Annotated in this window: 12 protein-coding genes; 6 read left to right on the top strand and 6 right to left on the bottom strand. The window is 72.6% G+C overall.

Translation table 11 applies throughout. From position 1 onward, the window contains the following. The first annotated feature begins 6 nt into the window (after window positions 1-6). Window positions 7-987, top strand: a complete 981-nt coding sequence (locus IE251_RS10895; protein ID WP_189752700.1) for an NAD(P)H-quinone oxidoreductase — start codon at window positions 7-9, stop codon at window positions 985-987. 41 nt (window positions 988-1028) lie between these two features. Here the strand turns inward: IE251_RS10895 and IE251_RS10890 are convergent, their stop codons facing one another. Beyond that, window positions 1029-1904: a hypothetical protein gene (locus IE251_RS10890; protein ID WP_189752699.1), complete on the bottom strand. Its 876-nt coding sequence runs from the start codon at window positions 1902-1904 to the stop codon at window positions 1029-1031. 174 nt (window positions 1905-2078) lie between these two features. Between IE251_RS10890 and IE251_RS10885 the strand changes: the two genes are divergently transcribed. Further along, window positions 2079-2618, top strand: a complete 540-nt coding sequence (locus IE251_RS10885) for a bacterial proteasome activator family protein (RefSeq protein WP_189752936.1) — start codon at window positions 2079-2081, stop codon at window positions 2616-2618. 182 nt (window positions 2619-2800) lie between these two features. Here the strand turns inward: IE251_RS10885 and IE251_RS10880 are convergent, their stop codons facing one another. Then, a complete protein-coding gene (locus IE251_RS10880) occupies window positions 2801-4441 on the bottom strand; it encodes a protein kinase domain-containing protein (RefSeq protein WP_189752698.1) in 1641 nt (546 codons plus the stop codon). 343 nt (window positions 4442-4784) lie between these two features. Here IE251_RS10880 and IE251_RS10875 point away from each other — a divergent pair, with 343 nt between their 5' ends. Continuing rightward, the gene (locus IE251_RS10875; RefSeq protein WP_189752697.1) at window positions 4785-6434 is read left to right on the top strand and encodes a protein kinase domain-containing protein; all 1650 of its coding nucleotides are present in this window, start codon (window positions 4785-4787) and stop codon (window positions 6432-6434) included. 114 nt (window positions 6435-6548) lie between these two features. On the opposite strand, the gene IE251_RS10870 is transcribed toward IE251_RS10875, so the two are convergent. Beyond that, window positions 6549-7613: a phosphotransferase gene (locus IE251_RS10870; RefSeq protein WP_234471269.1), complete on the bottom strand. Its 1065-nt coding sequence runs from the start codon at window positions 7611-7613 to the stop codon at window positions 6549-6551. A 494-nt stretch (window positions 7614-8107) separates the two neighbouring features. On the opposite strand from IE251_RS10870, the gene pdhA reads away from it, so the two are divergent. Genes pdhA through IE251_RS10855 form a run of 3 tightly spaced genes read left to right on the top strand, consistent with a single transcriptional unit; the run spans window position 8108 to window position 11724 of the window. Then, the gene (pdhA, locus tag IE251_RS10865) at window positions 8108-9325 is read left to right on the top strand and encodes a pyruvate dehydrogenase (acetyl-transferring) E1 component subunit alpha (protein WP_189752695.1); all 1218 of its coding nucleotides are present in this window, start codon (window positions 8108-8110) and stop codon (window positions 9323-9325) included. A gap of 1 nt (window position 9326) precedes the next feature. Next, window positions 9327-10304, top strand: a complete 978-nt coding sequence (locus IE251_RS10860) for an alpha-ketoacid dehydrogenase subunit beta (protein WP_189752694.1) — start codon at window positions 9327-9329, stop codon at window positions 10302-10304. 10 nt (window positions 10305-10314) lie between these two features. Next, window positions 10315-11724: a dihydrolipoamide acetyltransferase family protein gene (locus IE251_RS10855; protein WP_189752693.1), complete on the top strand. Its 1410-nt coding sequence runs from the start codon at window positions 10315-10317 to the stop codon at window positions 11722-11724. 85 nt (window positions 11725-11809) lie between these two features. Here the strand turns inward: IE251_RS10855 and IE251_RS10850 are convergent, their stop codons facing one another. The 3 genes from IE251_RS10850 to IE251_RS10840 form a co-directional block, all read right to left on the bottom strand. Further along, window positions 11810-12745: a BRO-N domain-containing protein gene (locus IE251_RS10850; protein WP_189752692.1), complete on the bottom strand. Its 936-nt coding sequence runs from the start codon at window positions 12743-12745 to the stop codon at window positions 11810-11812. A gap of 128 nt (window positions 12746-12873) precedes the next feature. Continuing rightward, a complete protein-coding gene (locus IE251_RS10845) occupies window positions 12874-13860 on the bottom strand; it encodes an SdpI family protein (RefSeq protein WP_229896694.1) in 987 nt (328 codons plus the stop codon). Beyond that, the gene (locus tag IE251_RS10840) at window positions 13857-14204 is read right to left on the bottom strand and encodes a GntR family transcriptional regulator (RefSeq protein ID WP_189752691.1); all 348 of its coding nucleotides are present in this window, start codon (window positions 14202-14204) and stop codon (window positions 13857-13859) included. The genes IE251_RS10845 and IE251_RS10840 overlap by 4 nt, the downstream gene beginning before the upstream one ends. Between the last annotated feature and the right edge of the window lie 76 nt (window positions 14205-14280).

Below are 14280 nucleotides of genomic sequence, written 5' to 3'. Positions count from 1 at the left end.
ACCGGCATGCATGCGATCACGATTCCCCAACCCGGTGGTCCCGAGGCTCTGGTGTGGGCGGACGTCCCCGATCCGGTGCCCGGCGAGGGCGAGGTGCTGGTCGAGGTGGCGGCCAGCGCCGTCAACCGTGCCGACATCCTCCAGCGCCAGGGCTCCTACTCCCCTCCGCCCGGCGCCTCCCCCTACCCCGGCCTGGAGTGCTCCGGCAGGATCGCCGCGCTCGGCCCCGGCGTCTCGGGCTGGGCCGTCGGCGACGAGGTGTGCGCGCTGCTCGCGGGCGGCGGCTACGCCGAGAAGGTCGCCGTACCGGCCGGGCAGCTGCTGCCCGTGCCCGAGGGTCTGTCCCTCCGGCAGGCGGCCGCGCTGCCCGAGGTGGTCTGCACGGTCTGGTCCAACGTGTTCATGGTCGCCCATCTGCGCCCGGGCGAGACGCTGCTGGTGCACGGCGGTTCCAGCGGCATCGGCACCATGGCGATCCAGCTGGCCAAGGCCCTCGGCGCCCGGGTCGCGGTGACCGCCGGCACGAAGGAGAAGCTGGAGCGCTGCGCCGAGCTGGGCGCGGACGTGCTCATCAACTACCGCGAGCAGGACTTCGTCGCCGAGATCAAGCAGGCCACCGACGGCGCGGGCGCCGACGTCATCCTCGACAACATGGGGGCCAAGTACCTGGACCGCAACGTCCAGGCCCTCGCCGTCAACGGCCGCCTGGCGATCATCGGTATGCAGGGCGGGGTGAAGGGCGAGCTGAACATCGGCGCGCTGCTCGGCAAGCGGGGCGCCATCAGCGCGACCTCGCTGCGCGGCCGTCCGCTGGGTGAGAAGGCGGCCATCGTCGCCGCCGTCCGCGAGCATGTGTGGCCGCTGCTCGCCGCCGGGGACGTCCGGCCGATCGTGGACCGGGAGCTGCCGATGCCGGAGGCGGCCGAGGCGCACCGGCTGGTGGAGGCCAGCGGTCACATCGGCAAGGTGCTGCTGGTGGCGCCGTAGCGCGAGAGCCGGACGGGCCCCGCCTCGGCGGGGCCGGCCGGTCAGCTCCTGCGCAATCTCAGGCCCAGCAGGGCCAGGCCGAGACCCAGGCCGATGAGCACCAGTCCGCTGCCCAGCGGCAGGATCCGCAGGCCCGGCTCGGTCACGGCCTCGCTCTGCCGGCTCGCCTGCCGGGTGCCGGGCCGTGGCGCGGGCGGGGTGGAGCCCGGGCCGGCCTCCCGGGCCGGTTCCTCGGAGGCGGCGGGCACGTCCGTGGTCTCCGGCTCCGCCGGCTGGACGGCCGGGGTGGCGGTGGCGGAGTCGTCCTCGTCCTCCGGCTCGGTGGCGGGCCGGTCTGGCCGGCCCGGGCGCATCCGCCCCTCACCGGCCCGGCTGCCCGCCCGGGTGGGCTCGGTCCAGGCGAGGGAGCGATAGGGGTGGACCGAGGCCGAGGCCGAGGCGGAGTCGGACGGCATGGGCACGGGGGTGGCGGAGTCCTTCCGCGCGGGGCCGGCGGAGGCGGACGGCCCCCGGCCGGGCCGGTCGCGGCCCGGGTGATCCTGGCCCGGGTGGTCCCGCCCTTCACCCCGCTCCTCGTCGTCCCGGTCCGGGCGCTCCTGCTCCGGGGCACGGTGGTCCGCGTCCGGATGCCGGTCGTGCGGGTGCGCCCCGGCGGAATGGGCCTCGGCGGAATGAGAGCCGGCGGAGTGGCCCAGGGGCTGGAGCTTCGGCACCGACCGCCCCGGTGGCGCGTCCCGGGCGGGTCCCTGCCGCCCCTCGCCGTGGCTCGGGGCGGACGCGGGGGCCGGGCCCGGCTCGGCGGCGTACGCGGGCGGACTGCCGTGGACGACGGCGATGCCGTACCACGGCAGTGTCGCGGCCGTGAGGACGGCCGGCAGCCGCAGACAGCGGAATGTGAGTCGCAGGCGTGGAGTCACGTCGGTGACCTCCCGGAGCCCAGGTGTCGTGACCGATGGATAACCGACGGGAACCAGCCTCACATCCAATCCGAAAGGGGGCATTTCGGATTGGTCCGTCGGGTCGAAACGGTGGATCCGCGCCACGCGGGGGCACCACGGTGATGAGGTGGGGGCGTGCGAGAGAATGACGGCATGGAGATGCCGAGGAACGAACGGTCGCCGGAGAATCCCCAGATCCTCGTCGTGGGTCAGGACGGGATGGCACTCGGCGGCGGGGACGAGGACTCCCGTGAGACCCCGGTGACGGAGCAGGTGGAGCAGCCGGCCAAGGTCATGCGGATCGGCAGCATGATCAAGCAGCTGCTGGAGGAGGTGCGGGCGGCTCCCCTCGACGAGGCCAGCCGGGTGCGGCTGAAGGAGATCCACGCCAGCTCCGTGAAGGAGCTGGAGGACGGCCTGGCCCCCGAGCTGGTCGAGGAGCTGGAGCGGCTTTCCCTGCCGTTCACCGACGACGCCACTCCGAGCGACGCGGAACTGCGGATCGCCCAGGCGCAGTTGGTGGGGTGGCTGGAGGGCCTCTTCCACGGGATCCAGACGACGCTGTTCGCCCAGCAGATGGCCGCGCGGGCCCAGCTGGAGCAGATGCGCCGCGCGCTCCCGCCGGGTGTGACCGGCCCCGAGGGCGGCGACGAGCACCACGCGGGCGGCCGTTCGGGCGGCCCGTACCTGTAACCCGCGCGGTCCGCGCCCGGAGCGGCCCTCGCGATCCGACACGACACGGACACGACACGGAAGGGGCCCGGCGGACGACCGCCGGGCCCTTGTCCTGTCCCGTCACCGTGGGCTGTCGTGTCCCGTCAGCGTGGGCGTGCGCGCGAGGGCCCCGTCCCGCCCGCCGGTCCCCGACGGGACGGCTACTGCGGGGGATTGCCCGTCGACACGCTCAGTTCGATGGTGCCCACGTCGTCCGGGTCGACATCGGCGCCCTGGGCGGGGAACTGCTTCAGGACGGTCCCGTCGCCCCAGGTGTTGTCGTCCTCGTGGGCGATTTTCCACTTCCAGCCCGCGGCCTGGAGGCACTCCTTCACGGAGTCGATGTCCTTGTACCGGAAGTCGGGCAGCTCGATCTTGGCCGAGTCCTGCCACGACTCCTGCGGGTCGGTGCACTCGTTCTTGTCGATCCGCCGCGTGTGGTCCGGCCCGCGGTAGCCCGCCCGGTGGGACGCGGACGCCGAGGGGACGGCGCCGCCGCCCTCGGTGTCCGCGCCGTCGTCCTTCAGCGTCAGCGCGACGGTCACCCCGGCGACCACGATGGCCGCCACCGCGACCGAGGCGACGATCACCGGCCGCCTGCCGCGCCCGGGACCGCCGGACGGCCGGGACGGCCGGGGCGACATCGTGTACGGCGGCGGGGTCGGAGCGGCGGCGCCCTGCGGGCCGTAGGCGGCGGGCGGGGCCTGGTAACCGGCCCGCGGCGGGTAGCCGTAGGCCGGGGCGGGCGGTGTCGGCGAGCCGTACGGGTTCGGCGCCGGGGCGGGAGCCGGCTGGTACGGCGCCAGCGGCTGCCCCTGCGGGGCCGAGGGCGCCCGGTCGACCGGCGGGAACACCGCGGCGCCGACGCCCGAACCGCTCTGCCGCGGCCCGGCGTCCGGCACGATGCTCGGCGTCGCCGCCTGGAGGGAGGCCGCGACGCGCAGGCACTCGTCGCGCATGGCCTCGGCGGTCGGGAAGCGTTCGTTCGGGTTCTTCTTCAGCGCGCGGGCGACCAGCGCGTCCACGGCGGGCGGCAGCGCGCGGTTGACCGAGGAGGGCGCCACCGGCTCCTCCTGCACATGCGCGTACGCGATCGCCAGCGGCGAGTCCGCGTCGAACGGCAGCCGGCCGGTGACCAGTTGGAACAGCATGATGCCGACCGAGTACAGGTCGGAGCGGGCGTCCACCCCACGGCCGAGGGCCTGCTCGGGGGAGAGGTACTGCGGGGTGCCCACGACCATGCCGGTCTGTGTCATCGAGGTGACGCCGGACTGCATGGCGCGGGCGATGCCGAAGTCCATGACCTTGACCACACCGCGCTTGGTCGTCATCACGTTGCCCGGCTTGATGTCGCGGTGGACCAGCCCCATCTCGTGGCTGATCTCCAGGGCGGCGAGCACATCGGCGGTGATCTTCAGCGCCTTGTCGGCGGGCATCGCGCCGTACTGCCGGATGTCCTCCTCCAGGACCGAGCCCAGCGGCCGGCCCTCGACGTACTCCATGACGATGTACGGCGTGGCCATGCCGTTCAGCTCGTCCTCGCCGGTGTCGAAGACGGAGACGATGTTGGTGTGCGTGAGCTTGGCCACGGCCTGCGCCTCGCGGCGGAAGCGCTCGCGGAACGCCTGTTCCCGGCCGAGTTCGGTGTGCAGGGTCTTGATCGCGACCGGACGGTCCAGCACCGTGTCGTGCGCCAGGTGCACCGAGGCCATGCCGCCCTCGCCGAGCAGGTCGCGCAGCTGGTAGCGGCCCTGGGCCAGGGCCTGCCCCGCGTACCGGCCCGGTGCGCCGTGCTGGCTCATCTCTCCGCGTCCCCCACTGGCCGTCCGGCGCCGTGATCCAGCGAACAGGCCTTGATCGAATGTCTCATTCCCGGCCAAGTCTGCCGGAGGGCACCGACACGTCAAGCTCGGTGCCCGTTCCGTGACCGTACGCGCAAGAAGCGTCGCGCAAGCGTTACAGGGGATGTACGACCGGCGCACAGAATTTGCACGACAGCGCCTGCTGGAGGTTTCATGACCGGTCCGTCTCGGGTCCGTCCCGGTTGCGGTTCCGGACCGGCGGCCCCCACGAAGGCTGTAGCGTGGCCGACGGAGACCGTAACAACACCGCGCGCACCGCGGGCAGAAACGACGGCGAGGACTGATGGCACAGACGCAGCGCTCTCAGGGCCCGTCCGACCCCGAGGCGACTGGCGGCGGCATGTCGGACGCGCCGGAGCTGTGGGGCAACGGCGGGCTCGTCGGCGACGGGCGGTACCGGCTCACGCACCGGCTCGGCCGGGGTGGCATGGCCGAGGTGTTCGCCGCCGAGGACGTCCGCCTGGGCCGCACGGTCGCGGTCAAGCTGCTCCGCGCGGACCTGGCCGAAGACCCGGTCTCCAAGGCGCGGTTCACCCGCGAGGCGCAGTCGGTCGCGGGGCTGAACCATCACGCGATCGTCGCCGTGTACGACTCGGGCGAGGACGTGGTGGGCGGCCAGTCCGTGCCGTACATCGTCATGGAGCTGGTCGAGGGCCGCACCATCCGCGATCTGCTGATGAACGCCGAGGCGCCGGGTCCCGAGCAGGCCCTGATCATCGTCTCGGGGGTGCTGGAGGCGCTCGCCTACTCGCACCAGCACGGCATCGTGCACCGTGACATCAAGCCGGCGAACGTCATCATCACCCACAGCGGTGCCGTCAAGGTGATGGACTTCGGCATCGCCCGCGCCCTGCACGGCGCGTCCACGACGATGACGCAGACCGGCATGGTCATGGGCACCCCGCAGTACCTCTCCCCGGAGCAGGCGCTCGGCAAGGCCGTCGACCACCGCTCCGACCTGTACGCGACCGGCTGCCTGCTGTACGAACTGCTCGCGCTCAGGCCCCCGTTCACCGGGGAGACGCCGCTCTCCGTGGTCTACCAGCACGTCCAGGACATGCCGGTGCCGCCGTCGCAGGTCGTCGACGGCACCTGTCCGCCGGAGCTGGACGGCCTGGTGATGCGCTCCCTCGCCAAGGACCCCGACGACCGGTTCCAGACGGCCGAGGAGATGCGCGGCCTGGTCCAGTACGGCCTGCAGATGCTGTACGAGCAGGGCGGCCACACCGGCACCTGGAACACCGGCCTGGTGGAGGCGCCCGACGGCCGGCACAACCCGTCGGCCGGTTTCGCGGGGACGACCGTCATGCCGCACCCGGTGGACGCGGGCGGCACCGCGCAGATCCCGCAGCCGATCCTGCCCACGGGCTACGGCAGCGGCGACGACGGCGGCTTCGAGGGCCACGGCAACCGGGGCAGCGGACGCGGCAAGCTGTGGATCCTCGCCGTCCTCGCGGTCATCGCGATCTCCGCGGGCGTGGCGCTGGCACTGCACAGCGCGAACGGCGACGGCGGCAAGGACGGCTCCGACACCAAGCCGACCACGACGCACTCCAAGAACACCGAGAAGGAGTCCCCCTCCCCGACCCCGACCGACGAGGACACCGGCGAGCCGTCGGACACCTCGGCGGGGACCGGTGAGTGGAACACGAGCGGCGGCGGCACCGGCGGGGGGCCGGCGACCACGCCGTCGTACACCCAGTCGCAGTCGGCCTCCCCGCCCCCGAGCCGCCAGCCGTCGAGCCCGCAGACCACGCCGTCGCAGCCCACGGACCCGGTGAACGGCGGCACCGACGCCGGCACCACCGAGGGCGGCACGGACCAGGGCACGACCGAGGGCGGCACCACGACCGACGGCGGGACCACGACCGACGGCGGCACCTCCGAGGGCACCACGACCGTCGGCACCACCGCGGGCGACACCGCCGGTTGAAGCGCACCGGCGACGACCGGGCCGGCGACACCCTGAGGTGGCGCCGGCCGTTCGCCGCACGCGTCGAGGTGACGCCGGCCCCGCACCGCGCGCGTGGAGGCCGGCGGCGCCCGCTCACCGCACGAACGCGTCGCACACCGCGTCGTACTCGCGCGTCCACCACACCGCGAGCGCCGACGCGGCCGGGAACTGGCAGTCCGCGCGCGTGTCGCCGCGTTCGTAGTGCCAGCGCAGCATCCAGAAGTCGTTCAGCCGCTCCCACCACACGCGGTGCACGGCCGCCGCCAGCTCGGAGGGCGTGGCACCGGCCGCGCGCCGGTACGCGCGCGCGTAGGCCCGCACTTTGGGCAGGTGCAGCCGTCCGGAGGGGCGTACGAAGAAGATGGCGGCGGCGCGGACGGCCTCCTCCGCGCGCGGCTGCACCCCGAGCCGGTCCCAGTCCACGATGGCGGCCGGGGCGTCGTCCTTGTAGAGCAGGTTGAACGGGTGGAAGTCGCCGTGCACCCAGCCCACCGGGCCGCCGCGCGGCGGACGCCGGTCCGCGTGCTGCTCCAGCAGGGCGCGGCGCTCCAGCAGCCGGTGCCGGGCGAGTTCGTCGAAGGCGTCGGCGGGCCGGTGCCGGCGCACGTGCTCCAGCAGGTCGTCGATGAGGGCGAAGGTGTCGGCCGGGTCGGCGCTCTCCACGGGGTGCGGGCTCGTCGCCGGGCGGGTACGGCCCTTGGGCGGCATCACCCGCTCCAGACAGGCGTGGACGGCGCCCAGGAGCGCGCCGAGGCGGGCGCTCTCCGCGCGGGTGAGCTGGCCGCCGTGGCGGTGTCCGCCGTCGACCCAGGGGTGCAGGGCGTAGGCGTGGCCGCCGACGACCGCGACCGTGCGGCCCTCGCGGTGCGCGAGCGGCGGGGCGACCGGGACGCCGAGGTCGGCCAGCCGCTGGGTGGCCCGGTGCCGGCGCTCGATGGCGGCCGGGTCGGCGGTGTCCGGATCGAAGTGGTGCTTGAGGAAGTACCGGCCGCGGGTGGTGCACAGCCGGTAGCCGCGGTTGAGCAACCCCTGGTCGACCGGCTCACAGGTGAGGGCGGTTCCCGCGGCGTACAGGCGCAGCAGGGCGGTCAGAGGGGGCGCGTGAGGCACGACAGGTGGTACACATGAGCGCGGCACGCGCCAGATGTTAGGGCACATGGGAAGCCCGTGAGCTGGGCGTTGTCACAGGCAGTCGCCGACGGTCGCTTTCGGTCGTGGGCGGGGCATTTGCTCGTACATTCGGGTGACAGTGGAGGGCCGCCGGTAACGCCATCGCATTCCGGACGCGGGCAACCGGGCGGTAATAACGGGATTTCTCCCGCTTCGCGTACGAGTCCCGTCTCACATCGAACTCTTCCCGTGACCTGGGTCGCCGGGATAACGTGCGCTTGCTCGGGCCTGTCGCAAGGCTGTGACCAGCACGCTTTCCCATCCCTTCGATTTACTTGGAAATCCAAGCAAAATCGCAGGTCAAACGGGGTTTCACAGAAATGTGGGGCACTGGGTAACGTGATGGTTGCAGGGCGCTCGCCGGGGCACCTGTCACGCCTGTTCCCGGCCGAGTGGCACCCACCCCGTGCCCGGTGGTCGAAACAGGTGAGCCGCACTGGCCTACCGGCAACCCCGGGGGCCGGAACGACGGAGGAGCACACGTGACCGTGGAGAGCAGTGCCGCGCGCAAGCCGCGACGCACCGCCGCAGGCAAAGCCGGCACCACCGGCAGCAAGACCGGAGCCACCGGCACCAAGCGCACCACCCGTACCACCCGCAGTACCGCGAAGAAGAGCACCGACCCCGACCTCGTACAGCTCCTGACGCCCGAGGGCGAGCGGGTCGCGAACGCCGAGTACGACGCCTACGTCGCCGGCATCACCCCCGAGGAACTGCGCGGCCTGTACCGCGACATGGTGCTCACCCGCCGCTTCGACGCCGAGGCCACCGCCCTGCAGCGCCAGGGCGAGCTGGGCCTGTGGGCCTCCCTGCTGGGACAGGAGGCCGCCCAGATCGGCTCGGGCCGCGCCACCCGTCCGGACGACTACGTCTTCCCGACCTACCGCGAGCACGGCGTCGCCTGGTGCCGCGGTGTGGACCCGACCAACCTGCTCGGCATGTTCCGCGGCGTGAACAACGGCGGCTGGGACCCGAACAGCAACAACTTCCACCTGTACACGATCGTCATCGGCTCCCAGGCGCTGCACGCCACCGGTTACGCGATGGGCGTGGCCAAGGACGGCGCGGACTCGGCGGTCATCGCCTACTTCGGCGACGGCGCCTCCAGCCAGGGCGACGTGGCCGAGTCCTTCACCTTCTCCGCGGTCTACAACGCCCCCGTGGTGTTCTTCTGCCAGAACAACCAGTGGGCGATCTCCGAGCCGACCGAGAAGCAGACCCGCGTCCCGCTGTACCAGCGCGCCCAGGGCTACGGCTTCCCGGGCGTCCGGGTCGACGGCAACGACGTGCTGGCCTGTCTCGCGGTCACCAAGCGGGCGCTGGAGCGCGCCCGCAACGGCGAGGGCCCCACCCTGGTCGAGGCGTACACCTACCGCATGGGCGCCCACACCACCTCCGACGACCCCACCCGCTACCGGGGCGACGAGGAGCGGCAGGCCTGGGAGGCGAAGGACCCGATCCTGCGCCTGCACCGCTACCTGGAGGCATCGAACCACGCGGACGAGGGATTCTTCGCGGAACTCGAGGCCGAGTCCGAGGCGTTGGGCAAGCGAGTGCGCGAAGCGGTCCGCGCCATGCCCGACCCGGACCGGTTCGCCCTCTTCGAGAACGTGTACGCGGACGGACACGCGCTCGTGGACGAGGAGCGCGCCCAGTTCGCTGCCTACCAGGCGTCGTTCGCCGATGAAGGGGGTCACTGAGATGGCCGAGAAGATGGCGATGGCCAAGGCCATCAACGAGTCGCTGCGCCGCGCCCTGGACGCCGATCCCAAGGTCCTGATCATGGGCGAGGACGTCGGCAAGCTCGGCGGTGTCTTCCGGGTGACGGACGGCCTGCAGAAGGACTTCGGCGAGGACCGGGTCATCGACACCCCGCTGGCCGAGTCCGGCATCGTCGGCACCGCGATCGGCCTGGCCCTGCGCGGCTACCGCCCGGTGGTGGAGATCCAGTTCGACGGCTTCGTCTTCCCGGCCTACGACCAGATCGTCACCCAGCTGGCGAAGATGCACGCCCGCTCGCTGGGCAAGGTCAAGCTGCCGGTCGTCGTGCGGATCCCCTACGGCGGCGGCATCGGCGCGGTCGAGCACCACTCCGAGTCGCCGGAGGCGCTGTTCGCCCATGTGGCGGGCCTGAAGGTGGTCTCGCCGTCGAACGCCTCGGACGCGTACTGGATGATGCAGCAGGCCATCCAGAGCGACGACCCGGTGATCTACTTCGAGCCCAAGCGGCGCTACTGGGACAAGGCCGAGGTCGACCCCGAGGCGATCCCGGCCCCGCTGCACAAGGCGCGCGTCGTCCGCGAGGGCACGGACCTGACCCTGGCGGCCTACGGCCCGATGGTGAAGCTGTGCCAGGAGGTGGCGGACGCGGCGGCCGAGGAGGGCAAGCACCTGGAGGTGCTGGACCTGCGCTCGGTCAGCCCGCTGGACTTCGACTCGATCCAGGCCTCGGTGGAGAAGACCCGCCGCCTGGTCGTGGTGCACGAGGCGCCGGTGTTCTTCGGCTCCGGCGCGGAGATCGCCGCGCGGATCACCGAGCGCTGCTTCTACCACCTGGAGGCACCGGTGCTCCGGGTCGGCGGCTACCACGCCCCGTACCCGCCGGCCCGCCTGGAGGAGGAGTACCTGCCCGACCTGGACCGCGTGCTCGACGCCGTCGACCGCTCGCTGGCGTACTGAGGAGAGGGACGTGACGACGATGACGGATGCGTCCGTACGCGAGTTCAAGATGCCCGACGTGGGCGAGGGGCTCACCGAGGCCGAGATCCTCAAGTGGTACGTCCAGCCGGGTGACACGGTCACCGACGGCCAGGTGGTGTGCGAGGTCGAGACGGCGAAGGCCGCCGTCGAACTGCCCATCCCCTACGACGGCGTGGTGCGCGAGCTGCGCTTCCCCGAGGGCACCACGGTGGACGTGGGCACGCCCATCATCACGGTCGCCGTGGCCGGCGCCGCCGCGCCCGAGGCCCCCGAGGTGCCCGCCGAGCAGCCCGCCCCGGCCGCGGAGGAGCCCGAGCCGGCGGGCCGCCAGCCGGTGCTGGTCGGCTACGGCGTGGCCACCACCTCGACCAAGCGCCGCCCCCGCAAGGGCCCGCAGGCCGATGTGCCGGGGCCGGCGCAGGCGATCCAGGCCGAGCTGAACGGCCACGGCGCGACGCTCGCCGAGAAGTCCCGCCCGCTGGCCAAGCCCCCGGTGCGCAAGCTGGCCAAGGACCTCGGCGTCGACCTGGCCTCGGTCACCCCGTCCGGCCCGGACGGAGTCATCACCCGCGAGGACGTCCACGCGGCGGCCGCCCCGAGCGCCGCCGCACCGGTCACCGAGGCCCCCGCCACCGCACCGGCGCCGGTCGCCCCGGCCGCCGCCGCGGCCCCGGCGCCCGCGGCGTCGTACGACACCGCGCGCGAGACCCGCGTCCCGGTCAAGGGCGTCCGCAAGGCCACCGCGCAGGCGATGGTCGGGTCGGCGTTCACGGCACCGCACGTCACCGAGTTCGTGACGGTGGACGTGACCCGCACGATGCGGCTGGTCGAGGAGCTGAAGCAGGACAAGGACATGCAGGGCCTGCGGGTCAACCCGCTCCTGCTGATCGCCAAGGCCCTGCTGGTCGCCATCAAGCGCAACCCGGAGATCAACGCCTCCTGGGACGAGGCCAACCAGGAGATCGTGCTCAAGCACTACGTCAATCTGGGTATCGCGGCGGCCACCCCCCGTGGGCTGATCGTGCCGAACATCAAGGACGCGCACGACAAGACGCTCCCGCAGCTGGCCGAGGCGCTCGGCGAACTGGTGACGACGGCCCGCGAGGGCAAGACCTCACCGGCGGCGATGCAGGGCGGCACGGTGACCATCACCAACGTCGGCGTCTTCGGCGTCGACACCGGTACGCCCCTGCTGAACCCCGGCGAGTCCGCGATCCTCGCGGTCGGCGCGATCAAGCTCCAGCCGTGGGTCCACAAGGGCAAGGTGAAGCCGCGTCAGGTCACGACTCTGGCCCTGTCCTTCGACCACCGCCTGGTCGACGGCGAGCTGGGCTCGAAGGTGCTGGCGGACGTGGCGGCGATTCTCGAGCAGCCGAAGCGGTTGATCACCTGGGGTTGAGGCCCGTCGGTGGGTAACCTCTGACAAGTGAAGGGGACGGCCGCAACTATCTCTTGCGACCGCCCCCTTCGTCATTCAGTGCCCGTCAGCCTTGGTTGAGCACGTACACCGGCGCTCCATCCTCCGTGCCGCCCCGCGAGCGGATGCAGGCGTGCTTGCGCAACAGCCGCAGGCACTCGTTGACGCGGTGCACGGACAGGCCGGTCCGCGCCGCGATGGACTCCAGCGGCTCGCACAGCTCGCCCTTCTCGACCAGGACCGGGGCGATGACGACGGCCACCGCCCACACGTCCGCCGTCACGGACAGCCGCTGCCGCCAGTCGGCCAGCAGGGCCTCCGTGGTAGGCGGCACCACCGGATCGGCGCCGGGCAGGGACCGCGGGAGGGCGAGTCCGTCGAGCCGGTCCGCGATCCGCTCCATCGCCCGCACCATGGCCTGCTGGACGGCCAGGGTGGCCTTCTGCAGTTCGATCGACTCGCGCTGCCCCTTCGCCAGTTCCTCGTCCAACCGGAGGTTGTGCGCCTCCAGCCGGACGATGGCCTCCGCGACCTGTTCCGGCATGGCGTAGGCGATGGGCGCGCCCGGCTCGTCGGACTGCACCTCGGCCTTGTCGAGAGTGTAAGAACCCTCCCTCTGTACGGTCTCGATGACTTCGGCGACCCACAGTTTGAAGGGCATGCAGGCCGGCTTGGTGCAGGCGTTGACGAGCAGGATGAGACCCTGCAGAGAGATCAGATTCAGGTCTCGGCGCCACTCCCTACCTGCGGGAATGCTGAGACCGTAAGCTCCACTGACGGTCTCGAGTGTCTCTCGGTGCTCTTCGGGCATGTGGTCGGCGAGAGCCTGCCGAGAGTTGCTGTGCCCGAGTTCCTTGCAGACATCCACCGCCGGGAACCAATGGCTTCCGTCCGGCATGGTGAGCCGGCGGACGCGGGCTCCGGTCGCCGCGTACACGAAGTCGCTGATGTCGATCGCCTGACGCCGTCCCTCGGCGTCGGGCTGCTTCCTGGGTTCGTTCATGTGAACACCTCCGTCGCGGAACGTAGAACGGAGGAATTCGAATATGCCAACTGCAAGGCTGATATTCGTGATTACAGGTGAATTAGCGGCATGTGGGTGACAAGAGAAGGGCCGATGAAGTAGCTCGGTCAGTCGGTGGGCAGCCGGGTGCGGAGGGTGTTGAGCAGGGCCGCGCCCCGTTCCGCGTCGTCCACGCTCACCGCGAAGTCGGCGCGGCGACCCCGGGGCCGGATGACCAGACAGTCGCCGGCGCGGAGCATGACCGTCGTGCCGAGGCCGCTGATCCGGTACCCCCAGCCGCCGACCTGGGACGGCAGCCGCCGCTCGGCGCGGGCGGTCTCGATGGCGGCCGGGGACCAGCGGCGGACGGGCCAGCCCAGCGGACCGAACGACACCTCCAGGCCCGCCTCCGACACCTTCGCCTGGACCGAGGAGCACATGGCCCCGGCGAGCGCGACGACGCCGGCCCCCGCGCACACCGGCCACAGCGCGGCGGGGTCGGCCAGACCGACGGCCAGCGCGACCAGCGCGACGACGGCCACCAGCCCGGCCACCGCTGCCAGCAGGAGGAGCCAGGGGTTGGCCGTGCGGGAGAACCACACAAGGCGTTCGCCCTCGGGCACCTCCAGCGTGGGCGCGGCGGCCGGGACGGCGACGGGCCGTGGGGCGAACCGCCAGGCGGCCACGGCCGCGACCGCCGCGAGCGCGCCGATCAGCACCACCCCGAGGACCGGCTGGCGGGCCTGGTGCCAGTCGGTGTGGTCCAGGTTCGCCCGGACGACGGACACCTGGGCGCCGACGAGCACCGCCCCCGTGGGCGCGAGCGTCATCACCCGCCAGGAGCGCGCGGCGGGGGCGGAGCGGCGCGGGCGCACGCTGGTCGCGAGGACGGTCAGCAGCCAGACGCCGGCCGGGAGCAGGCAGGCCGCCCACAGGGGGAGCGAGCCGTCGGGGGTGCCGCCGCCGCTCCAGTGGGTCGCCGGCCGGTCGGGCAGCCGGTCCCGCAGGGCCCAGGGCAGTCCGGCGAGCACGGCCGTGACGCCCGCCGCCGCGCCGGCCGGCCACCACCGCGCGGTACGGCTCCGGGGCACCGGCCCGGTTTCCCTGTCCGTCATGTCAGCCCCCGGATCATGTCGATGACATCGGTCCGGCTGTAGCCCAGCCGGGACGCCTCCGTGACCAGTTCGCGCACCCTGATCTGGAGGCCGGAGCGGCGGGACGCTCCCTCGGCGACCGTGATGCCCCGGCCGCGCCGGAACTCCAGCAGGCCCTCGTCCCGCAGCTCGCGCAGTCCGCGCAGCACGGTGTTGACGTTGATGTCCAGGGCCGCGGAGAGATCGCGGGCGGAGGGCAGCCGGTCGCCCGCGCGGCACTCGCCCTCGGCGATGGCCCGCCGAATCGCCGCGGCGACCTGTTCGTGCAGCGGGCGGGTGTCGGACGTGTCCAGACGCAGCAGCATGGTGCCAATGAAACTAGCACCATGCGTGTTATCGGGGAACCCGGCGCAGCGAAAAGGGGCCCGTCGCGGCGAGCGG

The organism is Streptomyces eurythermus, from assembly GCF_014649115.1.
Lineage (GTDB): Bacteria > Actinomycetota > Actinomycetes > Streptomycetales > Streptomycetaceae > Streptomyces > Streptomyces eurythermus.
This window is presented reverse-complemented; position numbering and strand designations above follow the sequence as displayed.

Coding starts and splice junctions, on each gene's coding strand:
- IE251_RS10895 (WP_189752700.1), top strand. CDS start 7: ATGCATGCGATCACGATTCCCCAACCCGGTGGTCCCGAGGCTCTGGTG.
- IE251_RS10885 (WP_189752936.1), top strand. CDS start 2,079: ATGGAGATGCCGAGGAACGAACGGTCGCCGGAGAATCCCCAGATCCTC.
- IE251_RS10880 (WP_189752698.1), bottom strand. CDS start 4,441: ATGAGCCAGCACGGCGCACCGGGCCGGTACGCGGGGCAGGCCCTGGCC.
- IE251_RS10875 (WP_189752697.1), top strand. CDS start 4,785: ATGGCACAGACGCAGCGCTCTCAGGGCCCGTCCGACCCCGAGGCGACT.
- IE251_RS10870 (WP_234471269.1), bottom strand. CDS start 7,613: ATGTGCCCTAACATCTGGCGCGTGCCGCGCTCATGTGTACCACCTGTC.
- IE251_RS10860 (WP_189752694.1), top strand. CDS start 9,327: ATGGCCGAGAAGATGGCGATGGCCAAGGCCATCAACGAGTCGCTGCGC.
- IE251_RS10850 (WP_189752692.1), bottom strand. CDS start 12,745: ATGAACGAACCCAGGAAGCAGCCCGACGCCGAGGGACGGCGTCAGGCG.
- IE251_RS10845 (WP_229896694.1), bottom strand. CDS start 13,860: ATGACGGACAGGGAAACCGGGCCGGTGCCCCGGAGCCGTACCGCGCGG.
- IE251_RS10840 (WP_189752691.1), bottom strand. CDS start 14,204: ATGCTGCTGCGTCTGGACACGTCCGACACCCGCCCGCTGCACGAACAG.